Genomic DNA, 25,294 nt, shown 5'->3' on the forward strand with positions numbered 1-25,294 from the left:
GGTCGCGGAGATGATGGTGCGGATCTCCGCGTCGTTCCTGACCATTCCGACGCACATCATCGACCTCGACGACGACGCCGAACTCGCCTCCGTCGCGCGGCGATTCCTGGTGCCGATGTTGCATCCGACGAACTGAGCCGCTCGTCCGCTGCTCGTCTGCCGTTCCCCTGCTCGGTTCTCGCTCCGAACGTGCTCGTGCGCACCCGCCAGCCGGCGGAATGGCGAGTTCAGGGGCGGAGGAATCGGTGGGACCGACTGTAGTCAGGAGAATTCGGCGTGCAGGCGGGGGAGGAACCCGGCGAGATGGTTCATCTCCTGGCCGCAGTGCAGCATGAGATCACGACCGAGGTCGATGCCGAGTTCGAGGTCGCGGGGATCGACGGCCGCGCCGCGAGCCACCGCGCAGGCCGCCTGCCCGACATCGGGGGTGTGCAGTCCGCGGAGGTTGAGGTGGAATCGGCTGCGCATCTCCACTCCGCGCGCCGTGGGGCGCACCTGATGTGCCAACCAACCGAGGTCCACCGGCGCGATGCTGCTGCCGACGCGTCCGAAGACGACCGTGTGTCCGTCGGGAACCCGGAAGCCGTGCGCCACCGGATCGCGGAAGTTGATCGCGAGCTGCTGGAGCTTGGGGCCGACGTACTCGTCCACGAACGTCGTGTTCCCCACGTACTTGGCTCGATCGGAGATGTCGGCCTTCGTCAGATCCTTTGCGAGAGAAGCGTACCGATGAGCATCGGGATGCCACAGCTTGTACCGTGCGGAGTCGATGGAGTGCCAGCCGAACCACCAGTCCCACATGTCGGCGGTGACACCGGGCATGTCGATGCGGGTCGCGGCCCAGGTGACGCCGTCCCGACGCTGCCCATAGCCGGTCTCCACCTTCGACAGTCCGGTCGGGGCCAGATCGTCGGTCAGCCGTTCGAACGGTGGGATGTCGACTGCCGGGGTCGGTGGGCCGGCGTGGGCCCGCAGCACATGCGCCGGCGCAGGCCGGGTGTGGTCGGCCATGTACTTCGCGAAGGGCTGCCTCCGATCGCGATCGCGATATCCGGCGTACCGCTCGGTGCACCGTTGTGTCTCTCCGTGTGCATCCGGCACCCGAAGCGCACCCCACGCCGCGCCTGCGGCCGCCAACCCGGCGCCCACCAACAGTCCCCGTCGCGATATCCCCCTCGCCATGGGGCGAGGGTAATCGGCGACGACGGTGTAAGCGAGAGATTCCGTCGGTCGGGCGATGGTTTGCGAGCGTCGGGGAGGTCAGCGCGCTCTGACCAGCTGTCGTGAGACGCGGATCAACGGGGCCACGTCGCCCTCGAGGCCTCGCCCCTCGTCCGGCAGGATCTCCCGGACGGTACCCGACACCTGCCCCTCGTCGCTGTAGCGGCGGGCCGCGGCGCGCAGCATCTCGGCACGCTGAGCGCTGTCGGCATCATCGAATCGGTCTGGCAGATAGGGACTCAACTGCGTGAGCGCGTCCCGTGTCTCGACCACCCGCCGGTGCAGCCGGACCGTTGCCGACGGTCGGCTACCGCGGGGCAGGACGACCTCGGGGACGGCCTCGGTGACCAGCGACCACAACGGGAACAGCTCGTGGTCGGCGCGACGGTACCTGCGCCGCAATCTCATCGAGTGCCAACGCGAGTGCGCCATCGGGTAGCTGATGCCCACCAAGAAGAACACCACACCGGCGATCGACAGCACGGTGGATGCGCCCAACAGTGCCGGCGCCCGGAACGCGCCGATCATCGACCCCAGCACGAATGCGATCTGCACCAGGGCCCCGATGGCCAGCAACGCCAGACCTGCGCTGAGGACGGTCAGCGACGTACGCAGGTAGCCCTCGGCCATCGTCAGGAACTTGCGGATGCTGCGGACGCACTCGGTGAAGCCGTAGGCGAGGTAGCCGCTGGCGATCAGGAAGAAGAGCGCGAAACCGACGTTGCGGACCGTCCACTCCGACACCTGCTGGGTACGGAGGTCGACGGGCGTGAGCAACATCGTGACCTGTAGTCCGATCAGGGCGACGATCAGCGGGAGCGCTTCGACGCCGGCACGGCGGGCACGACCGGTGGCGGTCGAGTTGAAGAAGAAGACCACGATGAGCGCCGCGACGCCGACGGCCAACAACCCGTAGAACAGCACGCGGGTCGCCCCGGTGAAGCTGTGCGAGTCGATCGCCGCGGCGACACCTTCGCCGGACACCACGAACGCGAGAGTCAACGCGGCGATCGAGATGGTCATCGCGAGCGGCTGGAGTCCACCGCCACGTCGACGGATCTGGTCCAACCGCCAGCACAGTGCACAGGTGAACAGGATCAGTGCCAGCGTGTTGACGATTCCGACTACCACGTCCACCACCTCGACAACAGTTCTCGCCCGCGTATCCGCATCACAGCCATCCCCGATGACCGCCCAGAGTCCGTTGCAGGCCGCGGAGGCCATCGTGACTCGGAGTGGTCCCGATCGTCCCGTTCGCATCGCCCGCCCAGCTCAGGATCAGCGAGGCGAGCATCTCCGCCTCCCATTCTCGCTGGTCCGAGTAGCACGTGCGCCGAAGGGCGTCGTCGGACTGCTCGCCGGTCACGCCGGCGAGAGCACTTGCATCGAGCTGTCCGAGCATCTGGTGGCCCGCGATCAGATGGCCGAACTCGTGGATGATGATCTGATCACGATGCAGCCGCGAGGTGTTCGCCTGGTAGAAGAAGTAGTCGGCGTCGGTCGCAGCGAGCCAGACCCCGTTGGGCATGCCGACCGGTAGAGGATGGGCGAGCAGCGTGATGGGTCGGCCCCGGCGCGCGCCGTACCGATCGCACAATTGCTCGACATCGAGCGGCAGATCGAGATCGAGACCCTGTAGGGCGTCCCGGCAGAGCGCGCGGAGTCGGCGTTCGGTGGACGTGAACAGCATGGGCGGAGATCAGCCGTTCTGCGGTCCGTCGCCCGCGACACCGGCGGCTTCGTCGCCGCCGAACTCGTCGGGTAGGCCCTGCTGCTGACGCAACACCCGGATCAACTCGTTGACCACGGTCGCCGACTCGGTCGAGAGGCCGGCGAGTCGGAAAGCCGCGAGTTGGACGTCGGTGTCGGCCTGGAGGCGCATGAGATCGATGTCGCCGCGGGTGGACGTGGCCTCCCGATCCTCCAGGAAGTAGTGGACGTCGACGTTGAACGCGGCAGCGATGCCCTCGACCGTGCGGAAGGACGGCGACTTGGCCTTTCCCGACCGCAACTGGCTGAGATACGACTCGCCCAGTCGGTATCCGCGCTCGGTTGACCGTGCCGCGATGGACTTGGCGCTGTAGGCGCGCCCGTTGGGGCCCGGGACCGAGCGGAACAGTTCCTCGAGTCGGCGAGCGAACAAACCGGCGTCGGGAGTCGACGCCTCGGTTCCGCCGGCGGACGGTGAATCTGTGTGCTCGCCCGCGTCGGATGCGGGCGCATCGGGATCTCGTGTGGTCATACTTCAGCCCCCCGGCCGTCAAACATTTGCTTGCAACCATTAAACACCCCTTGCAAAAGGTTTCCGGAAAGCGCGGTAGCATCCGAAGTCATCCGCCTGCGTTGTTCGTGCGTATCACCGGTGCGGACGTTCGGCCGCTGGCTCGCGTCCCGGGGTGGGGATGCATCGATCGCGAGCTCCGCCGGTAAGTGACCACGCGTCGTCGACAGTCGGCGCGAGACAGACGAGTCGGACAGCATGCGCCGCACGAGTGGCGCCGACGGGGGGCCTGATGACACATCGCATCGAGCCACGGCAACGCCGCAGGCGCGGCCCGCTGGCCGCGCTGCTCCTGGCTGTCCTGACCGTCGGTGCGCTGCTGGTCAGCGCGGGTATCGGTGCCGCGACACCGTCGGGTGGTTCGGATTCCGGTGGGTCGTCCTCGGAGGGTTCGCAGTCGGGAGGATCGGACTCGGACGGGGCGTCATCTGATGGTTCCTCATCGGGTGGCTCGGAGTCCGGTGGTTCGCAGTCGGACGGGTCGTCATCGGGTGGCTCGCAATCGGGCGACTCGGAGTCCGACGGGTCGTCCTCGGGTGATTCCGGTGGGTCGACGTCTGGCGGCACATCGTGGGGCGGAACGTCCGGCGATGACTCTTCTCACACCGGCCACAGCTGGGGTGGTGGCCACGGCTGGGGCGGTGGACATCACGGCGGTCATCACGGACATGATCATGACTCTGACGATCACGACTCCGGCGACCAGGATGGCACCGGAGAGCCGACCGGGGGCGTGACCGATCCCGTCGAACCCACCGGTCCTGCCACCAGCGATCCGGAGACGACCGAGCCGGGCGACACCGGCGACACCACGAGCGAGCCCGCCACCAGCGAGCCCACCACTCCGGAGACGTCGACCGAGACCTCCACCGAGACGACGACGACCACGTCCGGTGGCAACGGAGGCGGCGTTCTGCCACACGTACCGACCCTGAGCCCCTCCACCACGACCACCCTGCCGAGTGGTGGGTCCGGCGGTGGTGGCGGTTCCGGTGGTGGCGGTACGTCGGGTAACTCATCCGGTGGCTCGTCGCCGGGAGCGACCGGTTCAGGCCCCGTCCCGACCGTCGGCGCACCCCTTGCACCTCCTGTTGCGGCAGCACCTCCTGTTGCAGCGGCGCCTCCCGCTGCCGTCGCGGCTCCCGGTGCCGGCCCGGCGGGTCCCGCCGGTGGCGATGCGCCGGCCGGACCTCGCAGTCGGGGCCCGGCGAACCACGCTGCGGCGCCTGCAGTCGTGGCCGCCGAACCGAGCGTCGATGCCCCGGCATCGACCACCGACGGCACTCACTCGGTGCTCGCCGCGCCGATCCCTGGCGCCGACGCCGAGCTGTCGGGCTTCATGAAGACACTGGTCGGTCTCGGGCCGGGCGCGTTGCTGATCCTGGGTGCCGTGGCGCTGCTCGGCAGCGGATCGTTCCTGGAGGCTCTGCGCTCGATGCGCTTCTGACAGGTGTCGACTCGCGCTGAGAAGATTGGGGCGCGGCGGTCCAGCCGCGGACCGGGGGGATCACCTGCCAGCCGGGGCGCTGGACTTACGGGGGCAGGGCCGCCGCGCCGGTGCTGACGGTACACGATAATGCATTTACAATGCTGAATAGTGAATACCGTCACTGACGGGCGATTGCTCGGCCTCGTGCGCCGATGGATCACCGCACCCGGACTCGAGTGTCGAGTGGGTGTCGGAGGCTCTCGCGCCGTTGTGCGACATCGATTGTGGCGGAGATGGAACTGATCGCCGCGTGGGCAGGTCGCGATGTCTGGGTATCGAGGATCGCGAAACGGCACGTGGGCGACCCTGGGTGCCTATGGTGGTGACCATCGATGACGAACTCCGAGAGGGGTGAAGCCATGAGGGGTCAAGCGGCTGTGCTCTGTGCTCTCGTGCTGACCCTCGGGGCGATCGCTGTGCCCCCGACGACGGCGCGTGCTGCGCCCGCGCCGGGTGGTGCGACGGTCCTGACAGTCGCGCCGGCCTTCCGAGATCTGCCGACCGACTGGCTCAGGGGCGAGCTGTTCGCCGCGCCTAACCAGGTCGTCAAGGTGCCCTACAACAACTTCCCCGGAGCGACCAACACCCATCGCGGGCGCGACAAGCTCAACGAGATGCTGCATGCGATCCCAGGACGCAAGATCGTCGTCGGACACAGCCAGGGCGCGCAGGTCCAAGACGACTGGCTGCGCACGTACGGACCCACCAGTGACATCGATCCGTCATCGGTGACCTTCGTGCTGACCGGCGACCTCGAAGGCAAGTACAACGGATGTGCGAACCAGGGTGGCTGCAGCGCGGACTACGGCGGTAACAATTTCCCGGATGACACCAGGTACACCGTGAAAGTCGTTTCACGACAGTATGATTACTGGGCAGATGCGCCGAACAAGGCTCGGATCAACGACACTGCGAGGCGGAACCGCAGCGCAGCCAACACTGTCGCGGGCAGAGGCGAGCTCAATCCGGTGCACAACGACTACAGCATGATCGGTCTCGACGATCCCGCCAACAAGACCTTTCGGGACGGCAACGCGACGTACATCCTCGGCGCACCGGCGACCTATTTCTTGCCGCTCGTCACTGCGCAGTGGACCTCGAACAGCCAGAAGATCATTGACGACGCACGCCTGCGCCCGGAGGTCGAAAGGGCATATGCGCGCCCCATGGGGACACTGGCTGCGCCGTAGGTCAAGTGTGAGAGCAACCAGGACCGACCTGCGGATCGCCGCTTGGCCGTTGCGCATCATCGACCACCGGATTACGGACACGGCGAAGCCATCGTTTCTCGTGGATCTCAATGCGGGAACGCAAGGCAACGACATGCGGCGACAGCGTTCGCTGACAAGCGATCAGCGTCGGCGGATAAGTTGGTGGGCATGACGTCGTGGCCGCAGATTCGGGGGTTGTCCTACAGCACGGCGGGTCGAACGGCCCGTGGCACCGTGTATTCCAGTGACGGAACTGCCAGCTTCGTGTGGTTCGGTCCGCCCACGTCATGGCGCATGGAGAACTCGGATGGTTCACCCGTCTACATTGAGAACGCCACTGACGAGTACCGATTCGGCGAGGACGGTGTCGCTGTACACACCGCGAAGTACCCGAACCGCCTTGTCGCAGTAGCGGGTGTGTCGCCGATGGTGTTGTTCACCGCTTACCGCATGTGGGCACCAGCGGAGCTGACGGGACAACCGCCGCGGTTCGGTGAACCGAAGCACCTGGCCGAGACCGAGGTCCGAGGCCGGCAGGGCTGGGAGGTGGAGTTCGACGACTCCTACGGCGGTCCAACGGTCAGTATCGTTCTCGACGCCGAGTTGGGGATGACGCTCTCATGGAGTCAGGGCGAGCAGTGGGTGCAGATGGAATCGCCGGTACTGGACGAGGATTTCGACCCTGCGCTGTTCTCGTGGGAGGGCGTGACCCTCGAGTTCGAGGACCATCTCCAGTCTCCCGAGCAGCTCGAGTATGAACAAAGAATGCAGGAACTGACGGAGATGCCGCCGACCCGCGTCACGTGGGTGCCGACAGAGGTCACCGTCTCGCCGACCGAAGGTGACCCGATGTCGGGTGCCCTGGGTGTGACGGTGTCGGCAACGTCAACACAGTTCGGTGTCCGCCGCTGGCTGACCGCGCTCGGAGAGCCCGAAGTGGGGTTCTCGATGGAGCTGTACTCACCCCGAGCACGCACCCCGAACGGCCCGTGGACAGTCGAACTGCGTTCCTACAACGAGATATCCACCGAGGAAGCCGAACGCGTCCTCGCTGGAGTGGTACTGCCCGATCCGCCCGGGAACATCGGCGACATTCGGGACGCAACCACCGCGCGTCAACAGGCCGCGGATGAGGCTGAGATCGTCGCAACCCTCGGCACAGGCCGCAACCTCGACGACTACCTACACCCGCGTGGTAGCGGTGGCGCGTCGCTTCTCGTGCGCACAGACTTCAGCAACGATCAACGCTGGCGCGAAGTCGCGCTGGCGGCTCTAAAGCCTGTACACAGCGATTTCGACGACGATTCCACCTTCCAGGCCGGGCTCACCTGCATCGACCATCCCGATAACGACGGCCTGACTGTCGACGACCTGCTCAACCGCATCGGCGAGGAGAACCCGCCCTACTACGCGTTCATCGCCGACACGACCACCATGAGCGACCCCGAGATGGCCATCCTGGTAGTCGACTGCGGACGTACTGTCTTCGATCACGAACCCGGCCGAACGTTCCGTGTCGTGCCCGCACAGATGCAGTCGGTCGAAAACAATCTTTCGATTGCCAACATGGACTTTCGTGACTTCGCCGACGCCGTCGACGACGACGGAGTCTTTCGCGGCTTTCCGCCCTCTCCACCACACGTCGCGATCCTGCAGCGCGACGAACTCATCGCCCTCAGTGCCACCAATCAGTCGACCCCTGCGCTGGCCCGTTTCGCCGAGGAACTATCTGACCTAGACAACCCATCCTTGGTCCTCTACGAGTCGCCACGGGCCACGCTGCACGAATTCACTGAAGCGCTCGACCCAACCCCCAACGAACTACGCGTCGGAGTCGAGGACTACCTCGCCGCAACTTCCCGTGAAGGACTGTGCCAGTACGGACACGTCCAAATCCTCGGCGGACACTGGAATCTGGTGATCGACCCCCAGACCGGAACCCTCGAAGCAGCCATGCTCCGGCAACACCAACCATCCACGCCGTCCTGACCGCCCCGAAGGGAACTCGGCCCCACACCTCTGAGGCGAGAAGCAGTTCTGTCACAGCGGTCGCTACGGCCGCAATCCGATTCCACGGGCCACTGCGAACGCGGCGCTGAGGATCAGGATGACGAGGCCGGTGACGACAACCCATGTCGAGGTGACAGTGGAAAAGCCCAACATCCAAGCTGTACCTACTCCGACAGCGGTCGCGATCAGCACACCCAACGGCAACACGAGGGCGACGGCTCGGGCGGTCGACCGGGCTGCGTGATCGCCGACCATCCGCAACGCCACGGACACCGCTGCGATCGCGAGGCCGTAGCCGACTGCACCACAGACCGCATACAACCCCAGTGGGTGAAGCCAGTCGGGGAGGTCCGATACCGTGGCCGCCGCAACCATGACGGGTAGCACTACCACCGCGCAACCGGCAAGACCGACTGCCACGGTGAGCCCGACACGACGCTGTGGCTGCACTTGTGCACCGGTCAGGTGCAGCATCCCTGCACCGAGTGCACCCATGGCCGTGCCCACGACAGCGATCACCGCATACCGCGTCAGCTCTGAAACAGTGGTATCCGCTCCATTGAACGACCCGATGACGAGGTACTCGCCATCGCCCGGTCCCGTCAGTCCCTCAAACAGTGCTGCTGCCAACAGCCCGATGACACAACCCAGGAACATCAACCACAGACACATGCGACCCATGCAGGCATAGTGCCGCATGTATTTCCCCGACAGCAGACCGCAACTGCTCTAGGGCCTTATGCGGCGGCGACCGCCCCAGCAGCACCGCCGATTCTCGGTTCGGGACCTCGGTGATCTGTTCGTCCAGCTCGGCGATCTGGCGAGTCAGCACCATCAGCGAGGCCGCTGCCTGCTGCAGCAGCCGAGCCGTGGTCGCCTCGCCCGGCAGGGTGACGGTCTGCGCGGCCGCGGCGGCACGCGCCTCGGCGATCATCTTCGGAATGGTCGGCCGGCGAACACCATGACCGCGCAGATGGTCGTAGATCTCTTCGTCGGAGGCCGCAGCGATCACCATCACGTCGCGAGCGTCGGTCGTGCCCTCGCCGGCGAACGCGCCGGTCATGTTGTGCACAACGCGACCAGGGACATAGCGAACGTGTTGGCCGCGGCTGAACAGTGCCCCTCGGAGCAGGGCCGATTCCGGTGCGGTCATGTCGATCGCCCACACCACAGTGTCGGTCCCGGACACTCGGTCCACGATCGCTTCGTCGACCGCGGCGGCGTGGTGTGCGTGACGACCGACATCGATTCCAACCCGGACCGTTTCGACCGCGTGAACCTCCCAGCTTGGACGCGGTCACCTCGTCAGGGGTTGTTTCGCCGGCACACCTTCACTCCGAGAAGCTCGCGAACACATCTCAATCAGCAGCCGAAACGACCCGTCACGGTCCGGAGTGGCCTTCCCGCGCCAGGCCACCAAGGGCAACAGGCGATTGTCGAGCCACGCCCCGAACCGAGGACGAGCACCCGAAGCATCCACTTCGGACGTGCTCCACGGTAAAGGTGACTGTGGTCCCGACTAGGCGCTGAGCCGACGCTTCGCCGACCGGAACGGCCCACGACGGCAAGGACGTACGCCGCCGCCGGCGAACGTGCAGGAATCCGATTCACGGCGCGTGAAAACCTTCACCGCACCGTGGCGCGGGCCTACCGTCGCGGAACGTGGCGTCAACGATCTCCTCACCGACACGCGATACCGCTGCCGGGACACCCAGTGCCGCAAGCGCGACGGCGGTGGGTCACGTGCGCCTCGTCGCGCGGCGGCGTCCCGGGCGATGGGTGGCCGCCGCAGTCATCGCGGTGCTCACGGCCATGCTGGTGAACACCGTGCTGACCAATGAGCGATTCGAGTGGCCCACTGTGGGGCACTACTTCACGCAGGCGGCCGTTCTCAAAGGGCTATGGCTCACGGTGTGGCTCACAGTTGCCACCTTCGTGGTCGGGTTCGTCTTCGGGATCGCATTGGCCGCCATGCGGTTGTGGGCTGGGTCGCTGCTCAAGGCCGTCTCGTTCGGTTTCGTGTGGATTGTCCGGTCGGTGCCGCCGCTGGTACTGCTGCTCTTCTGGTACCAGTTGGCGTCGCTGTATCCGCAACTGTCGCTGGGCGTCCCATTCGGGTCGTCGTTCGCCACCTTCGACACCACGCATCTCATCGGGCCGTTGGTCGCAGCATTCATCGCCCTGACGCTCGACGTGGCGGCCTTCGCCGCCGAGATCGTGCGCGGCGGGTTGGTCTCGGTGGACGCAGGCCAGTCCGAAGCTGCGCGTTCACTGGGGCTGAGTCCACGGCGCATCTTCCGGCGCATCGTGCTTCCACAAGCGATGCCCGCGATCATCCCGGCCACCGGCAATCTGGTGATCGGTCTGCTGAAGTCCACCTCTCTGGTCAGTGTGATCGCGGTGACCGACCTGCTGTACTCGGTGCAACTGGTCTACAACCAGAACTTCAAGGTGATGCCGCTGCTCCTGGTGGCGAGCATCTGGTACATCGTGATCACCACGGTGCTCGCGGTGGGGCAATTCTTCATCGAGCGCCGGTTCAGCCGCGGTCGTGGCGACGTGCGGCCCTTCGTCGACGTCCTGCGTGAGGCGGCTCGCCTGCGGCCGAGGCCATTCACCTCCGATCGTCCGAAGGCGCCTGTGGCGGTGGGGCAGTGACGGCGATCGAGGTCCGCGGGCTGACCAAGTCCTACGGCGGTCGAGAGGTGTTGAGCGGGGTCGACCTGGACGTCGACACCGGGGACGTCGCGATCATCCTCGGTCCATCAGGCTCTGGGAAGTCCACCCTCCTGCGATGCATCAACCACCTGGAACAACCCGATGCGGGTTATGTGCGGGTGAACGGTGATCTCATCGGCTACCGCGAATCCGGTCGCCGAGGGGGTGACACCCTGCTGCGCGAACTGCATCCGCGCGACGTGGCCCGCCAGCGTCGGAACATCGGGATGGTCTTTCAGCAGTTCAATCTGTTCCCGCACTTCACCGTGTTGGGGAACCTCACCGAAGGTCCGCTCGCGACGGGCGTACCGCGTGACGCCGCTGTCGTGCGCGCCCGAGAACTACTCGCGCGCGTCGGTCTGTCCGGCCGCGAGGACTCGTACCCGTCACAGCTGTCCGGTGGTCAGCAGCAACGAGTCGCCATAGCGCGCACCCTCGCGATGAGCCCCGAAGTGGTGCTGTTCGACGAACCGACCTCGGCGCTCGACCCCGAACTCGTCGGCGAGGTGCTGGCGGTCATCCGAGATCTCGCCGAGTCCGGGCTCACCCTTGTGGTCGTCACCCACGAGATCGGATTCGCCCGCGACATCGCCGACGTCGTCTTCTTCATCGATGGCGGTCACGTGTTGGAAAGCGGTCGGCCCGAACAGATCTTCGCCGACGCGCGGCACAACCGCACGCGAGAGTTCCTCGCGGCCGTGCGCTGACCCCTATCGCCCAGCCCGACCGATTCCCACCAGCACAAGGAGAACCGATGCGCAGCCGCGCCATGCTTGCCCTACCACTCGTCGCGGTCACGGCGCTTCTCGGCGCGTGTGGCGACTCGTCTGGCCCGGCGGCGGACACCTCGTCGTATCCGATCCCCACTCAGGACGTGGTCTCGTCGATCGCGGTCGACCCCGCGGCGAGGGCACTGCTGCCGCCGGGCACCACCGACTTGACCCTGGGGGCCGTGCGCAATCCCGGTATCAACAACCTGCCGCACGGTGGTGAGGTGCCCGAGGGCAACCCCGTCGGCCTGGATGTCGACCTGCGCAATGCCGTGGCAAAAGCGCTGGGCGTGAAGTGGAAGCAGGAAACGGGCACGTTCTCGACGATCATCCCGGGCGTGCAGAACGGCCGCTATCAGGTGGGGCAGGGCAACTTCGGCGTGACCAAACAGCGGCTGGACGTCGTCGACTTCGCCACCTACCTCAACGACGGGCAATCCTTCGTCGGCTCATCCAGGTCGGGTCTCACGAAAGTCACGACCCTAGAGGACCTGTGCGGAAAGAAGATCGTCACGGGATCGGGAACCACATTCCAGCAGATCCTCGAGAAGGGAGTGGCTCGCTGCACGTCACAGGGTAAGCCGCCCTACACCGTGCAGTACCTCGATGAGCAGGGAGCCATCATCCTGAGTCTGCAGAACAATCGGGTGGACGCCTACTTCGGCCCAACGCTGTCATTGCGATACCTGGTGGACAAGGTGCCGGGCACCACGTTCCTCGGCGAATATTCCACCACCGTGGTCGGTCTCGTGACCGCCAAGGGATCGCCGATCGCGAAGGCGATCAGCCAGGCGATCAACACCCTGATCGCGCGCGGCGAATATCAGAAGCTGTTCGAGAAGTGGAAGGTCTCTTCGTCCGCGCTGCCGAGATCGGAGATCAACCCGACGGCGAACTTCTGACCCGTGGCCATCGATTCGATCGCTTTCCTCACACCTGGCAACTATCCCGACGCCGATCCGTCGGCGGGGTTGGACGACACTCTCCGCCTGATCGAATTCGGTGAACGGCTGGGGTATCGGGGGGCGTGGGTGCGGCAGCGCCACCTGGAACACGGGATCTCGTCGGCAGCGGTGTTCCTGGGTGCGGCGTCCCAACGGACGTCGACGATCGAGTTGGGCACCGCTGTGATCCCGATCGGTTACGAGAACCCATTCCGTCTCGCCGAGGATCTCTCACTCGCCGATGCGCTGGCGCGTGGTCGCATCCAGGCCGGCTTCTCCACGGGCATGCCCCATGCGGATCTCCTCGCCGACCTGGTGTTCGACGGCGACTGGCGCACATATGACCTCGGTTACGAGCGGGTGGCGCGAACTGTTTCTCACCTGCGCGGCGACTATCTGGGTGACGTGGACACGACGATCGAGTCGCCGGGCAACATCCAGCGGCCACGACTGCAGCCACACACCCCGGGCCTCGCCGCGCGGTCGTGGTACGGAGTGACGAGTCTGCGTTCCGCGCAGTGGACAGGGTCGGCCGGTCTGCATCTGCTCACCGGCAACATCGTGTCCGCCGCCGGGCTCGGCGACGAACCGTCCGGCGATCGCGGCACAGAAGGCGGTGTCCCGAGTTTCTCCACCGTGCAGGCGGCACTCATCGACGCGTTCCGTGTCGCCGGTGGTGCGGACAAAAGGGCAGCCGTCGGTCGCGTCATCGTGCCGACCGACGGTGCCGACCGGGCGACCGTGAAGCGCTACCGCGCCTACGAGCGCTCGAGATATGAACGCACCCGCACTGTGCACGGCGAACGCCGCGTCCTGTTCGCCGAGGATCTCGTGGGGCCGATCGATGAGATCGCGGAGCGACTTGCTGCCGACCCGGCGTTCACCCCTCATTCCGGGCCGGTCACCGAACTCCGTCTGGAACTGCCCTACGAATTCGACGTCCGAGACTACGAGCAGATCCTCGCCGACGCGGTCCGGTTGGTCGGCAACGGAGGGCGAACCGCTGCAACCGTGTCATCCGTCGACAATCCGGTGGCGTGACGGACAGCTCGCGCGGGTGGCCTCGACTGATCGTGTGACGCCACCGGCGGCCGGAGACGTCGGACGACGACAACTGCCGACCGCAGGTGACGGCGTCGATGTCGGGTCGTGGCCTCTCCAAAATCAGGGCCGGGCGGGCACTGCGTTGTCCGAACCCGGCGCATCCAACGTGCGCCGGGTTCAAACAACGACCATCTGGCGGAGGATAGGGGATTCGAACCCCTGAGGGCTGTTAACCCAACCCGCGTTCCAGGCGAGCGCCATAGGCCACTAGGCGAATCCTCCGACGCGATGATAACCGTGGACCCCGGTCGCGCCCAAAATGCGGGTCGGTGCGCACGTCGCGACTCGGTCGTCGCCCTTGCCACGAGTCGTCGCCCCGCCGCGTGTCGCAGCCCTGCCGCGTGCGATCCCCGTTCCCCGCGTCGAAAAGCCGTGACCAAAATCTGTACACCCGAGGCCGACAGACGACCATATGTCGATGGCGGCACTCCCACGTACAGATTTTGTGTCCGCTGGCAGGCCCCAACCCGACATCTCCGACGTCGGTGTTTGCCGGACTGCAGGCCCGGTTTTCTCCCAGACCGGGGCTGACCGTTACACTCGACAACGGATCCCGCGCGGCGTGCATCCTGTGAACTCCCCCAGGGCCGGAAGGCAGCAAGGGTCAACGGGCTCTCTCGGGTGCGCGGGGTCCCCTACCAACACCGCATCTCCGGGGTCATTGCGAGAGGTCTCCAGTTGAATTTCCATTCGATGAGTGCTGACCAACTCCAGGCCACCCAGCAGGACCTGCGCAAGCTATACGACGAATTGCGTTCGGCCGGGCTGAGCCTCGATCTGACCCGCGGCAAGCCTGCGCCCGAGCAACTCGACCTCTCCAACGGTCTCCTGAGCCTGCCGGGCGCCGACGACTTCCGCGACGCCGCGGGCACCGACACCCGCAACTACGGCGGCATCACCGGCCTGCCGGAGATCCGCGCCATCTTCGGCGAACTCCTCGGGGTCGATCCGGCCAACCTCATCGCAGCCGGCAACTCGAGCCTCGAACTCATGCACGACCTCACCACGTTCGGTCTGCTCGCCGGCACGCCCGACTCCGCGCAGCCGTGGAGCGCCGGGCCGATCAAGTTCCTGTGTCCCGCGCCGGGCTACGACCGGCACTTCGCCATCACCGAGTCGTACGGCATCGAGATGATCCCGGTCCCGATGCTGCCCAACGGCCCCGACGTCGACGCCTGCGCCGCACTCACCGCGCGCGACCCGTCGATCAAGGGGCTGTGGGCCGTCCCGACCTACTCCAACCCCACCGGCGTGACCTTCTCCGAGGACGTCACCCGTGCGCTGCTGGAGATGCCCGCCGCCGACGACTTCCGGATCTATTGGGACAACGCCTACGCGGTGCACACCCTGGTCGACGCCGCGCCGACGCCGTTCCCGGTCATCGACTGGGCCGCCGAGGCGGGCAACCCGAACCGGGTTTACGTCCTCGGATCGACATCCAAGATCACCTTCGCGGGTGCCGGCGTCGCGTTCTTCGGATCCTCGGCGGAGAACATCGAGTGGTACACCAAGCGTGCGTCGGTGACCACGATCGGACCGGACAAGGTCAACCAACTCCGCCATGCGCGCTTCTTCGGTGACGCCGACGGCGTGCGCGCCCACATGGCCCGTCACCGCGAGATCCTGGCGCCCAAGTTCCGCCTCGTGCTCGACATCCTCGACGATCGACTCGCCGACTCCAAGGTCGCGGCGTGGTCGCAGCCCGAGGGCGGCTATTTCATCAACCTCGATGTCCTCGACGGTGCCGCGCGGCGCACCATCGAGCTGGCCAAGGAGGCCGGGATCGCGCTCACGGGCGCCGGATCGGCGTATCCGTACAAGAACGACCCGCTGGATCGCAACATCCGTCTGGCGCCGACCTTCCCGGCGACCGAGGATCTGCGCACCGCCATGGACGGGGTCGCCACCTGCGTGCTGTTGGCCGCGACGGAGACGTTGTCGGCTTCGCACGAGTCGTGAGCCGACTCCGCTCGTGCCGCATGTGACGTCCCGCGAACCGTGAAGCTGAGGAGACCGGGACTCACCGCTGCGGCGGCGGTGGTGGTGATGCTGCTGGCACTGTGGCTGCAGGACGTCATCGTGCCGTACACCACCCCGTTCTGGGGGCTCTTCGACAACCAGCTCGACCTGGACGTCTACCGCGAGGGTGCGCGTACCGTCCTCGACGGCGGCAACCTGTACGACGCCAAACTGCTCGGCCAGATGGACTACACGTACGCGCCGATCTCGATCATCCTGTTCACGCCGTTCACCTGGGTCTCCTTCGGTGCCGCCCGGATCATCTGGAGCGCAGGCATATTCGTCGCTCTGTACCTCGTGATCATAATCGGCTTCCGCAGCCTCGGACGCCAGGTCACCTGGCCGCTGCGCGCTGTCGGGCTCGCGCTCGTCGCGGTCGCGATGTTGATCGAGCCGGTGCGGACCACGATCTGGTACGGCCAGATCAACGTCTTCCTGATGTGGCTCATCTGCGCCGATCTCCTCCGGCCCGACGGCGCTCGCGGTCGCGGTGCGGGGGTCGGCATCGCCGCGGGGATCAAGTTGACGCCGTTGATCTTCGTCCTCTACCTGGCACTGTTGAAGCGCTGGCGCACCCTTGCGGGAGTCGCCGCCGGATTCGTCGCGACGATGACTGTCGGGGTCGTGCTGTTCCCGCGGGAATCGTGGTCGTACTGGACCGGGAAGCTGTTCGACTCGGATCGAGTGGGCGTCCCGCAGACGCCCGGGAACCAGTCGCTGCGTGGACTCCTGGCCAATCTGCTGCACAGTGACAGCCCCAACGTGTTCGCCTGGGGTGCGCTCGCGCTGCTGGGCATCGGACTCGGCATGTACGCCGCGATGCTGGCCCACCGACACGGGCAGGAGCTGCTGGCGATCACCCTGGTCGGCATGACGTCGTGCGTGGTGTCGCCGATGTCCTGGGGACACCATTGGGTCTGGTTCGTCCCGTTGATCGTGATCGCGGTCCACCTGTTGCTCGACCTCTCGCGGCCGGTCCGACAGCGGACGCTGGTCGGGGCCGGTCTGGTTGCGGGGATGCTGGTCACCCTCGCGTGGCGGACCTACTTCAACTACCCCTTCTGGTTCGTGACGCGTACCGTGCCCGACGCCTATCTCGTCGGGCTGTTCTTCAAGACCGGGATCGGGTGGCTGCGCTGGTTCACCTACTTTCCGTACAACTTCGTCTTCCTCGGGGTCGCGATCGCGACGATCGTCGTCTACCGGCGACGTCCGATCCCGGAGGTCGGCGCGGTCGCCGACGGCGGATCGGCCGATGCCGACAGGGTGGACGACTCGACACGCAGTCCGCTGACCTGGACAGATCGCGTCCGGTCCTGGCGCTCGTGACCAGCTGAACCCGGCAGGTCGACGACCGTCCACGGCCCGTCACGGACTCGTCTGCGCGCGCTGTTCGGGGGTGTGGGGGACGGCGATCGGATGTCCGCCCACGCCGGTACTCTCGACGCGTGGCTCTGTATCGCACCTATCGCCCGGCACGCTTCGCCGACGTCGTGGGTCAGGAGCACGTCACCGACCCGCTGAGTCGCGCACTCGACTCCGGCCGGATCAACCACGCCTATCTGTTCTCCGGACCCCGCGGATGTGGCAAGACGTCGTCGGCCCGCATCTTGGCGCGCTCTCTCAACTGTGAGAAGGGCCCGACGTCGACGCCCTGCGGCACGTGCTCGTCGTGTGTCGCACTGGCGCCCGGCGGCCCCGGCAACCTCGACGTCATCGAGCTCGACGCGGCCAGCCACGGTGGCGTCGACGATACCCGTGAACTCCGTGACCGGGCGTTCTATGCGCCGTCGGAATCGCGCTATCGCGTCTTCATCGTCGACGAAGCCCACATGGTCACGACGGCGGGTTTCAACGCGCTCCTCAAGATCGTCGAGGAGCCGCCGGAGCACCTCATCTTCGTGTTCGCGACGACCGAACCGGAGAAGGTCCTCCCGACCATCCGCTCCCGAACGCATCACTACCCGTTCCGGCTGCTGGCTCCTCCGGTCATGCGTGGACTGCTGGAGAAGATCTGCCAGCAGGAGGGGGTGACCGTCGCCGCAGATGTGTTCCCGCTGGTCATCCGGGCCGGAGGCGGTTCGCCCCGTGACTCGCTGAGCATCCTCGACCAGTTGCTGGCCGGAGCCGACGCGGCCGGGGTCACCTACGACCGCGCACTCTCGTTGCTGGGTGTCACCGACATCGCCCTCATCGACGACGCCATCGACGCGCTGGCCGCAGGCGACGGCGGGACCCTGTTCGGCACCGTCGAGCGCGTGGTCGATGCGGGTCACGATCCGCGGCGATTCGCCATCGACCTGCTCGAGCGGTTGCGCGACCTGATCCTGCTGCAGGCCGTGCCCGAGGCCGCCGACCGCGGTCTCGTGGAGGCGCCCGGCGATCAGCTCGCGCGGATGCAGGCGCAGATCGAGGCGCTCGGTCTCGCGTCGCTGACCCGGTTCGCCGAGATCGTGCACGCCGCGCTCGGGGAGATGCGCGGGACGACGTCGCCGCGGCTCCTGCTCGAGGTCATGTGCGCGCGGATGCTCCTGCCTGCCGCCAGCTCTGACGATGCTGCGCTGTTGCAGAGGGTCGAGCGCCTCGAATCAGGTGCACCGAGCGTTGCCGGTGGTGGCGGCGCGTCCGCGCGATCATCGACGACAGCGACGACGCCCGCCGAACCGGAGGCGGCGCCGAAGTTCGTCCGACCATCGCAGCGCAAGGCCGCTGAGGCGGCGCAGGCAGTTGCCGATGCCGAGAAGGCCGCGCCCGCACCGGATGTGGCACGGGTCGAGAATCCCGCACCGACTCCGGAACTCGAAGTCGAGGCTCCCGAACCGTCGGAGGGTTCTGAACCGTCGGCGCCCGGCAGCGTGACTCCGGAGGCTCCCGCGGAGCCGGTCGATGTGCCGTGGGATGACGAGCCGTCGGCGACCGCGGCCGACGTGTCGCAGGCGCCGCCGGAGCCTACGCCCGCGCCGCCGGCAGTTGTCGATGCGGTTCCGGAACCGGTGACCGAGGCTGCGGTGGCAGATCGGGAACCAGAGCCTCTGCCGGTCGTCGAGCCGGAGGTGGCGGAACCGACCGGTGCGGTGGGTGATTCGCGCCCGGATTCGGAGTCGTCGATGGCGGCGCCCGAGGCGCCCGCTGTAGAGGCCACGTCTCGCGCTGTGCCGGACGAGATCCCGGCCGAACGTCGGCCGATGCCGATCCGCGGGGGTGGGACGCCCACTGCGCCCGAGCCGCCTGCGCGTCGGACTGCACGGCCGGCGTCGACGACGGCGGACGACATCCCACTGCCCGACGACATCCCACTGCCCGACGAGCCCGCCGACGACTATGAGGCGCCGCCGGAGGACCACACCCCGGCTCCGCGATCCGAGCCCGAACCGGTTCCGGAACCTGCCTCTGCAACAAGCGGTCTCGACGTCGACACCCTGCGCACGCGTTTCCAGGAGGTGCGTGCCGCGGTCCGCGAGCGGTCGAAGAGTCTGGAGCCGATGTTGTCGGCCGCCGTCGTGTTCGACCTGCAGGACAACACGGTGGTGTTGTCGCACCCGGTCGAGGTGCTCGTCGGGCGACTGTCGTCCGATCACGCGGTCACCATCGTGCGTGATGCTCTGCGCGACGTGTTCGGTACCGACCTCGACGTACGAACCATCCATGCTGCCCCAGGGGCGACGCCGCCTCCGTCGGCGACCGGCGGTGGACCGTCGCAGCCCGCGCAGCGCCGGCCGACCTTCTCGCGACCGAGCCGTGCGAACGGTCAGGGCAACCGGGAGAACTCCCCGGTCGGGTCGGGCTCAGACGTGCCGCCCGAGCCCGAGGAGCCTGCTCCGGAACCCCCACGATCCGATGACGAGATCTCCGACGCCGAGCGCGACGAGATGATCGCCGATGCGCATTCCTCGCGGTCGGAGTCCCGGCTCGACCCGGACAAGCTCGCGATGGAGCTCCTGCAGAACGAGCTGGGAGCTCGTCCGCTCGAGTAGATGCTGGGATTCTGTCGGGTCGATGTCATGAGGGCGTCTCCGGCCGTCTGCGTGACCACAATCTGCTGTCCACCGGTGTGTCGTGTGCAATATCCACGCGGCTCTGCGCTCAGCAGCAGTTTTTGGTCGGGGGCCCGCCCGACGGTCTGGTGGCAAGGACTCCCGGCCGTCGGCGTGACCACAATCTGCTGTCCAGCGGTGTGTCGTGTGCAATATCCACGCGACTCCGCGCTGGGCGGCAGTTTTTGGTCAGGAACCCGCCTGGCGCCTGGTGGCAAGGACTCCCCGGCCACCAGCGTGACCACAATCTGCTGTCCACCGGTGAACCGTGTGCAATATCCACGTGACTCCGCGCTCAGCAGCAGTTTTTGGTCAAGAACGGGGCGCGAGGAACGGGGCGTCAGGAACGCGGCGCGAGAACCGGGCGCACAACCCGCCCCGACCCCGATCTCACGAGCACGAGGACGAGCCCGAGGCGGGGAAGAACAACAGTTGGTGGATCAGGCGTCCCACCAGGGGCGGAGGGGGAGATCGCTCCCGCCCTTGGGGTCGAGCTTCGTCGCCAGAACGTGATGCAGCTGGATGATGTTGCGCTCGAATCCGATTCGGCAGCCGGCCATGTAGAGACCCCACAAGCGCGCGGTGCCCTCACCGACTTCGTCGACCGCCTCGTCCCAGTGCTCGACAAGATTCTTGTTCCAGTCGCGCAGCGTCAGCGCGTAGTGGTCGCGGAAGTTCTCCTCGTGCACGACCTCCATGCCGCCGATGTCCTGCAGCTTGGAGATGATCTTGCCCGACCCGGTCAGCTCACCGTCGGGGAACACGTAGCGGTCGATGAACGAGCCGGCCTTGTTCTTGCGCGCATTGTCCGGCCGGGTGATGCAGTGGTTCAACAACATTCCGCCGACACGCAGTTTCTCGCGAGCGAACGTGAAGTACGCGGGGTAGTTGTGCACACCGATGTGTTCGGTGAGACCGATCGAGGAGACAGCGTCGAAGTTCGACTCCCGGACGTCGCGGTAGTCGCTGTGCCGCACCTCGGCGAGGTCGCTGAGCCCCTCTTCGGCGATCGCCTTCTGTGCCCACTCGGCCTGTTCGGCCGACAACGTCGCACCGATCACGTGCACGCCGCGACGCGCCGCGTAACGGACCATTCCGCCCCAGCCGCAACCGATGTCGAGCAGACGATCACCCGGCTTGAGTCGCAGCTTGTCGTAGATCAGGCGGTACTTGTTCTCCTGCGCGGCCTCGAGCGTCGCCTCCAGCTCGGGGTACACCGCACACGTGTAGGTCATCGACGGTCCGAGCACCCACTCGTAGAAGGTGTTCGACACGTCGTAGTGGTAGTGGATGGCTTCGGCATCGCGAGTCTTGCTGTGCCGCAGTCCCTCGGCGAACCGACGCCAGCGCGGGACCGCCTCCTGGGGCGGCGGTGCGATGGGCTTGAAGTGCTCGAGCCCGAGCGACCGCGCGACGTGCGCCAAAGTGAGCGGCGACGGTCGATGGAACTCGAGGTCACCTGCGAGCGCACGGAGCGCTTCATAGGGATCGCCCGGATGTGCGCCGACCAATTCGAGGTCGCCGGCCACGTAGGCGCGGGCCAGGCCGAGGTCGCCGGGCGCGGTCACCAGATAGGTGGTGCCGCGAGGGGTCTTGAGGTTCAGGCCATACGGTGCATCGACGGGTCCGGCGGCACTGCCATCGTACGCCGTGATGCGGATCGACAGATTCCCGCCGACCAGGGCCTCGAAGATCTCGGCCAGGTTCAACTTGTGTGAACTCGCCTCGCCGATGCCGGGGGCCGAACTGTCCTTGAACGTTGTCATTGACGCTTCACCGCCTTCGAATACAGGTCCAGCAGACGGCCCTTCGGGTCGTACCGCTTCTTGAGCAGCCGATAGGTCTCACCGCCGTACAGGTCGTCGAACTCCTCGGGCGTGTAGAACGACTCCGAGTAGAGGGATTTGTGTCCGTCGAGTTCGGCGACCCGCCGCTCGATGAGTTTGTTGGTGTGGCCCGGGTCTCCGGGGGTGACCGGCACCGCCGACCAGAAGCCGACGTTCACGTAGGTGCGATGCGGCTCCAGCGGATACAGCGGCCACGGGCGTCGCGCACTCGAGATGGTCGAGGTGCCGTCGGTGGCTGCCGGCTCGCGGAGACGCAACGGGCACAGCCAGATCGGCTCGATCGGCACGTTCTCGAGGAACCACTCGAGATAGGCCGTGGTGTTCTCGATCGGGACCTCGATGTCCTGGACGACACGCTCGTTCGCCGGGAGGCCCTTGCGCTTGTTCAGGCGATCGGCGATGTCGTACCGATGGTCGTAACCGATCAGCTTCCAGTAGAAACTGCTGCGCAGCAGTCGCTTCGGCCACCACCGTCGGATGCGGGGGTTCTGTGCGCCGAATGCGCGCGAGCACCAGAACCAGTCGGTGTCCCATCGCCACAGATAGTCGTGGATGGTGAGCCGATCGCGCTTGGGGCTCGACGCCGCATCGTGCTGGATCGACCGATAGAAGATGTCCATCCCGGTGTAGTCGCTGACCGGTCCGGTCTCGTCGGTCTGGCGGCCCAACGTCAGGTACGACTCGTTCGCGGTGAACACGACCCCGTCGAGGTAGTCGACCCGTTCGCCGTCGTAGGTGGCGTCCTCCGCGATCCGTGCCATCGTCGACTGCAGCGTCGCGAGGTCGTCGAAACGGATGTGCCGCAACGCGACAAACGGTGGCACCGCCTCCAGGGCGATCTTCAAGCGGACCGAATAGCCGAGCGTCCCATACGAATTGGGGAAGCCGAAGAACAGGTCGGCATATTCGTTGGTCGGAGTCGCGGTGACGATCTCGCCGTCGCCGGTCAGGATGTCGATCTCGAGAACCGCCTCGTGGGGCAGACCGGCTCGGAACGAGGTGCTCTCGATGCCGAGTCCGGTCACCGCACCACCGAGGGTGATCGTCTTCAACTGCGGGACGACGGTCGGGGCCAGGCCGTAGGGAAGGGTCGCGGCGACCAGGTTCTCGTAAGTGCACATGCCGGCCACGTCGGCGGTCTTCGCCTCGGGGTCCACGGAGATGACGCGGCCCAGACCCGAGACGTCGAGTCCGGGGTGAGGGTTGGCTGCCCGCTTGCGGAACAGATTCGAGGTTTTCTTCGCCAAACGGACAGTGGCATGTGGCGGGATGGCGCGGTAGCTGCTCAACAGCCGCTCGACACCCTGCTCGAATGCCCGCGTACCCATCTCCGACCCTGCGGAACTCACTTGGCTAGCCTAGGTCCTGAGCAGGGCACCCGCCAATTGCGTTGTTGAAGGAGAGGCACCCGTGGGCCAGGTTTCCGCAACCCAGACGATCGAGATCGCCGCGACACCCGATGCCGTGGTGGCCGCACTCGCCGACTACGAGCAGGTGCGCCCGGCGATCCTGCCGGAGCAGTACCGCGACTACCGCGTGGAGAGCGGCGGCAACGGCGACGGCACGGTCGTGCACTGGATCCTGCAGGCGACGTCCAAGCGTCAGCGCGACATCCGGGCGACCGTCAGCGTGGTGCCCGACACCATCACCGAGAAGGACCAGAACTCCACCCTGGTGACCACGTACACGGTGGCGTCGGCCGGAGCGGGAAGCCGCGTCACCACCACCACGACCTGGGCCGGTGCCGGTGGCATCGGCGGGTTCTTCGAACGGACCTTCGCGCCGAAGGGCCTCAACCGGATTCAGGCCGAGCTGCTCGGCAACCTCAAGAAGCGTCTCGAGAACTGACCCGACGGGCGCGCCGGCGCCGCGCTTCACCACTACCGATCCGGGACGGCATCGACGCCACGCGAGTGGTGCTCCGTGCCGGACCGGAGTCGACCATCGGCGAGTGCCTGCGTGCGACGGCGTCGCTTGCGGATCTGTCCGACCGCGACCTGCGTGACCGCGCCGACCGTGGCGAACTCGTCGATGCCGACGGGCGGCCGGTCCACATCGACGACCCGGCCCGGCTGAACTCGTCGGTCTACCTGTATCGGGACGTGCCGGACGAGGTACCCATCCCGTTCGACCTGCCGATCCTGTACCGGGACGACGACATCGTCGTGGTCGACAAGCCGCATTTCCTCGCCACGATGCCGCGGGGGCGACACGTCGCCGAGAGCGCTCTCGTGCGGCTCCGACGGTCGCTGGGCAGCACCACCGTCTCGCCCGCCCACCGACTCGACCGACTCACCGCCGGGGTGCTGCTGTGCACCCTGCGCCCGGAGGTCCGGTCCGCCTACCAGCAGCTCTTCGCCGACCGTCGGGTGCACAAGGAGTACCGGGCACTCGCGCCGGCGCCGACCGGACCCGACACCTCGACGATGACCGTGCGCAACCGGATCGTGAAGACCGCGGGTGACCTGCGTGCTCGGGTCGTCGACGGAGAGGTCAATGCGATCAGCGAGATCACCCCGCTCGACGCGACCGACGACGGAACCGAGTACCGCCTCACGCCACACACTGGTCGCACCCACCAGCTGCGGATGCACATGGCCGGGCTCGGGGTAGGCATCGTCGGTGACCCGCTCTATCCGGACATCAGACCCGACCTGGCCGAGCGTCCCGATCACGGCGATTTCTCCGCCCCGCTCCGACTCGTCGCACACACCCTCGCCTTTGTCGACCCGCTGTCGGGCCAGGACCGTCGGTTCGTCAGCAGCCGGTCGGTCCGCGACGTCGTCGGCGCACCGGACGCTGCTGGTGGACGCAGCCGATAGCCTGTGGGCCATGACCGCTACCCGACGGCCGACCCCCGACCGGCGGTGCCCGACATGATCCTGGCGTCCTATGAACGGCATCCCGACCTCGGATGCGAGGCGATCGTGTTCATCGACGACGAATCGTCGGCCTGCTTCCAGATCCAGCGCGACCTCGTGGGCGGACCGCGCGCGGACGAGTACTGCGTCACCACCGGCGCCAGCGCTCCCGTCTACGGGGGCATCACCCAGTGGCGTCGGCGGGACGGGGTGTTCGAGTTCGCGCTCACCCGGCGGGCCGCGCGACTCTTCGGCGACGAGGTGCTGTCCTTCGAGGTCACCCCGACCTCGGACGTCACCGTCGAGGAGATCGCCGAGCATGTCGATCGCCTGCTGCGATGATGCGCCGACTACCCTGGTCATCGTGACCCAACCTTTCGATCCCAGTGCTCTCTTCGGTGGGGGCGGCGACGGCGAGAACCCGATGGCCGGGCTGCTCGCACAGGCGCAGCAGATGCAGGAGAAGCTGCTCAGCGCGCAGAACGAGATCGCGGCAGCCGAGGTGACCGGTACCGCGGGCAACGGCCTCGTGACGGTGACCGGCAACGGCACGGGCGAGGTCACCGCGGTCACCATCGATCCCAAGGTGGTCGACCCCGACGACATCGAGACGCTGCAGGACCTGGTCTTGGGCGCACTGTCGGATCTCTCGACCAAGCGGGAGGCGCTCGCGCAGGAGAAGATGGGACCGCTCGCCGGAGGTCTCGGCGGAGGACTGCCCGGACTGGGCGGCTAGCGACACCTGTCACCAGGCACCGACGACGGGTGTCAGGGTGACGACGATT

The 25,294-nt window shown here is 66.7% G+C and carries 21 protein-coding genes, 1 tRNA gene, 1 other RNA gene and 2 pseudogenes; 16 read left to right on the forward strand and 9 right to left on the reverse strand.

The annotated features are described in order from the left end of the window. Positions 1-136, forward strand: a pseudogene (locus GS4_RS26100) (TetR/AcrR family transcriptional regulator); the annotation flags it as partial. Positions 137-261: 125 nt separating this feature from the next. On the opposite strand, the gene GS4_RS04755 reads toward GS4_RS26100, so the two are convergent. From GS4_RS04755 to GS4_RS04770, 4 genes are all read right to left on the reverse strand, one after another. Then, entirely contained in the window at positions 262-1,182 is a 921-nt protein-coding gene (locus GS4_RS04755; RefSeq protein WP_169331474.1) for a DAPG hydrolase family protein, read from the reverse strand. 78 nt (positions 1,183-1,260) lie between these two features. Continuing rightward, the gene (locus GS4_RS04760) at positions 1,261-2,352 is read right to left on the reverse strand and encodes an MAB_1171c family putative transporter (RefSeq protein ID WP_007618059.1); all 1,092 of its coding nucleotides are present in this window, start codon (positions 2,350-2,352) and stop codon (positions 1,261-1,263) included. A gap of 40 nt (positions 2,353-2,392) precedes the next feature. Further along, positions 2,393-2,911, reverse strand: a complete 519-nt coding sequence (locus tag GS4_RS04765) for a hypothetical protein (RefSeq protein ID WP_007618060.1) — start codon at positions 2,909-2,911, stop codon at positions 2,393-2,395. 9 nt (positions 2,912-2,920) lie between these two features. Beyond that, complete coding sequence (locus GS4_RS04770) at positions 2,921-3,463, reverse strand: helix-turn-helix domain-containing protein (RefSeq protein ID WP_007618062.1); 543 nt, start codon at positions 3,461-3,463, stop codon at positions 2,921-2,923. Positions 3,464-3,734: 271 nt separating this feature from the next. Here GS4_RS04770 and GS4_RS24730 point away from each other — a divergent pair, with 271 nt between their 5' ends. The 3 genes from GS4_RS24730 (at position 3,735) to GS4_RS04790 (ending at position 8,191) form a co-directional block, all read left to right on the forward strand. Beyond that, positions 3,735-4,949, forward strand: a complete 1,215-nt coding sequence (locus tag GS4_RS24730) for a hypothetical protein (RefSeq protein WP_051989624.1) — start codon at positions 3,735-3,737, stop codon at positions 4,947-4,949. 374 nt (positions 4,950-5,323) lie between these two features. Continuing rightward, positions 5,324-6,181: a PE-PPE domain-containing protein gene (locus GS4_RS04785; protein WP_007618071.1), complete on the forward strand. Its 858-nt coding sequence runs from the start codon at positions 5,324-5,326 to the stop codon at positions 6,179-6,181. A gap of 42 nt (positions 6,182-6,223) precedes the next feature. After that, positions 6,224-8,191, forward strand: coding sequence for a DUF6924 domain-containing protein (locus tag GS4_RS04790; protein WP_245555570.1), 1,968 nt, complete (start codon positions 6,224-6,226; stop codon positions 8,189-8,191). Positions 8,192-8,254: 63 nt separating this feature from the next. On the opposite strand, the gene GS4_RS04795 is transcribed toward GS4_RS04790, so the two are convergent. Beyond that, a complete protein-coding gene (locus GS4_RS04795) occupies positions 8,255-8,842 on the reverse strand; it encodes a hypothetical protein (RefSeq protein ID WP_245555571.1) in 588 nt (195 codons plus the stop codon). Positions 8,843-8,954: 112 nt separating this feature from the next. Continuing rightward, positions 8,955-9,461: pseudogene (locus GS4_RS04800) on the reverse strand (IS110 family transposase); the annotation flags it as partial. Positions 9,462-9,946: 485 nt separating this feature from the next. Between GS4_RS04800 and GS4_RS04805 the strand changes: the two are divergent. Genes GS4_RS04805 through GS4_RS04820 form a run of 4 tightly spaced genes read left to right on the forward strand, consistent with a single transcriptional unit; the run spans position 9,947 to position 13,685 of the window. Beyond that, positions 9,947-10,870 (forward strand): amino acid ABC transporter permease, encoded by a 924-nt coding sequence (locus GS4_RS04805; protein WP_051989625.1) that lies wholly within the window; start codon positions 9,947-9,949, stop codon positions 10,868-10,870. Continuing rightward, a complete protein-coding gene (locus tag GS4_RS04810; RefSeq protein WP_007618084.1) occupies positions 10,867-11,637 on the forward strand; it encodes an amino acid ABC transporter ATP-binding protein in 771 nt (256 codons plus the stop codon). The genes GS4_RS04805 and GS4_RS04810 overlap by 4 nt, the downstream gene beginning before the upstream one ends. A 47-nt stretch (positions 11,638-11,684) precedes the next feature. Beyond that, positions 11,685-12,602, forward strand: coding sequence for an ABC transporter substrate-binding protein (locus GS4_RS04815; protein WP_007618085.1), 918 nt, complete (start codon positions 11,685-11,687; stop codon positions 12,600-12,602). A 3-nt stretch (positions 12,603-12,605) separates the two neighbouring features. Continuing rightward, positions 12,606-13,685 carry an LLM class flavin-dependent oxidoreductase gene (locus GS4_RS04820; RefSeq protein ID WP_007618086.1) on the forward strand — a complete coding sequence of 360 codons (1,080 nt, stop codon included), beginning with the start codon at positions 12,606-12,608 and terminating at the stop codon, positions 13,683-13,685. A 196-nt stretch (positions 13,686-13,881) separates the two neighbouring features. Here GS4_RS04820 and GS4_RS04825 read toward each other — a convergent pair. Beyond that, a tRNA-Ser gene (locus tag GS4_RS04825) sits at positions 13,882-13,970 on the reverse strand. Between the two features lie 323 nt (positions 13,971-14,293). Between GS4_RS04825 and ffs the strand changes: the two genes are divergently transcribed. The 4 genes from ffs to GS4_RS04840 all read left to right on the forward strand — a co-directional run bounded on the left by ffs (position 14,294) and on the right by GS4_RS04840 (position 19,741). Then, positions 14,294-14,388, forward strand: an RNA gene (ffs, locus tag GS4_RS25095) — signal recognition particle sRNA small type. Positions 14,389-14,426: 38 nt separating this feature from the next. Continuing rightward, positions 14,427-15,707: an aspartate aminotransferase type Ic gene (locus GS4_RS04830; RefSeq protein WP_007618087.1), complete on the forward strand. Its 1,281-nt coding sequence runs from the start codon at positions 14,427-14,429 to the stop codon at positions 15,705-15,707. Between the two features lie 39 nt (positions 15,708-15,746). Continuing rightward, positions 15,747-17,096 carry a glycosyltransferase 87 family protein gene (locus tag GS4_RS04835; RefSeq protein WP_007618088.1) on the forward strand — a complete coding sequence of 450 codons (1,350 nt, stop codon included), beginning with the start codon at positions 15,747-15,749 and terminating at the stop codon, positions 17,094-17,096. Positions 17,097-17,215: 119 nt separating this feature from the next. Beyond that, positions 17,216-19,741 carry a DNA polymerase III subunit gamma and tau gene (locus GS4_RS04840; RefSeq protein ID WP_007618089.1) on the forward strand — a complete coding sequence of 842 codons (2,526 nt, stop codon included), beginning with the start codon at positions 17,216-17,218 and terminating at the stop codon, positions 19,739-19,741. 500 nt (positions 19,742-20,241) lie between these two features. Here GS4_RS04840 and GS4_RS04845 read toward each other — a convergent pair whose 3' ends face one another. Together GS4_RS04845 and GS4_RS04850 are read right to left on the reverse strand one after the other, a co-directional pair. Further along, positions 20,242-21,567, reverse strand: coding sequence for a class I SAM-dependent methyltransferase (locus tag GS4_RS04845; RefSeq protein WP_007618091.1), 1,326 nt, complete (start codon positions 21,565-21,567; stop codon positions 20,242-20,244). Next, positions 21,564-22,976: an FAD-binding oxidoreductase gene (locus GS4_RS04850; protein ID WP_007618093.1), complete on the reverse strand. Its 1,413-nt coding sequence runs from the start codon at positions 22,974-22,976 to the stop codon at positions 21,564-21,566. Before GS4_RS04850 ends, GS4_RS04845 begins: the two co-directional genes overlap by 4 nt. A gap of 82 nt (positions 22,977-23,058) precedes the next feature. On the opposite strand from GS4_RS04850, the gene GS4_RS04855 reads away from it, so the two are divergent. From GS4_RS04855 to GS4_RS04870, 4 genes are all read left to right on the forward strand, one after another. Then, on the forward strand, positions 23,059-23,496 hold the full coding sequence (locus tag GS4_RS04855) for an SRPBCC family protein (RefSeq protein WP_007618094.1): 438 nt from the start codon (positions 23,059-23,061) through the stop codon (positions 23,494-23,496). A 65-nt stretch (positions 23,497-23,561) separates the two neighbouring features. Continuing rightward, positions 23,562-24,470 (forward strand): pseudouridine synthase, encoded by a 909-nt coding sequence (locus GS4_RS04860; protein WP_007618097.1) that lies wholly within the window; start codon positions 23,562-23,564, stop codon positions 24,468-24,470. A gap of 54 nt (positions 24,471-24,524) precedes the next feature. Next, the gene (locus tag GS4_RS04865) at positions 24,525-24,851 is read left to right on the forward strand and encodes a hypothetical protein (protein WP_040509606.1); all 327 of its coding nucleotides are present in this window, start codon (positions 24,525-24,527) and stop codon (positions 24,849-24,851) included. Further along, entirely contained in the window at positions 24,829-25,245 is a 417-nt protein-coding gene (locus tag GS4_RS04870) for a YbaB/EbfC family nucleoid-associated protein (RefSeq protein ID WP_439644601.1), read from the forward strand. Before GS4_RS04865 ends, GS4_RS04870 begins: the two co-directional genes overlap by 23 nt. Positions 25,246-25,294: the final 49 nt, after the last annotated feature.

The sequence above is a fragment of the Gordonia soli NBRC 108243 genome (assembly GCF_000334455.1).
Taxonomy (GTDB): domain Bacteria; phylum Actinomycetota; class Actinomycetes; order Mycobacteriales; family Mycobacteriaceae; genus Gordonia; species Gordonia soli.

Excerpts from the sequence above, each read along its gene's own strand:
- GS4_RS04755 (WP_169331474.1), bottom strand. The coding sequence starts at position 1,182 with ATGGCGAGGGGGATATCGCGACGGGGACTGTTGGTGGGCGCCGGGTTG.
- GS4_RS04765 (WP_007618060.1), bottom strand. The coding sequence starts at position 2,911 with ATGCTGTTCACGTCCACCGAACGCCGACTCCGCGCGCTCTGCCGGGAC.
- GS4_RS04770 (WP_007618062.1), bottom strand. The coding sequence starts at position 3,463 with ATGACCACACGAGATCCCGATGCGCCCGCATCCGACGCGGGCGAGCAC.
- GS4_RS24730 (WP_051989624.1), top strand. The coding sequence starts at position 3,735 with ATGACACATCGCATCGAGCCACGGCAACGCCGCAGGCGCGGCCCGCTG.
- GS4_RS04785 (WP_007618071.1), top strand. The coding sequence starts at position 5,324 with ATGACGAACTCCGAGAGGGGTGAAGCCATGAGGGGTCAAGCGGCTGTG.
- GS4_RS04815 (WP_007618085.1), top strand. The coding sequence starts at position 11,685 with ATGCGCAGCCGCGCCATGCTTGCCCTACCACTCGTCGCGGTCACGGCG.
- GS4_RS04845 (WP_007618091.1), bottom strand. The coding sequence starts at position 21,567 with ATGACAACGTTCAAGGACAGTTCGGCCCCCGGCATCGGCGAGGCGAGT.
- GS4_RS04850 (WP_007618093.1), bottom strand. The coding sequence starts at position 22,976 with ATGGGTACGCGGGCATTCGAGCAGGGTGTCGAGCGGCTGTTGAGCAGC.
- GS4_RS04865 (WP_040509606.1), top strand. The coding sequence starts at position 24,525 with ATGATCCTGGCGTCCTATGAACGGCATCCCGACCTCGGATGCGAGGCG.
- GS4_RS04870 (WP_439644601.1), top strand. The coding sequence starts at position 24,829 with ATGTCGATCGCCTGCTGCGATGATGCGCCGACTACCCTGGTCATCGTG.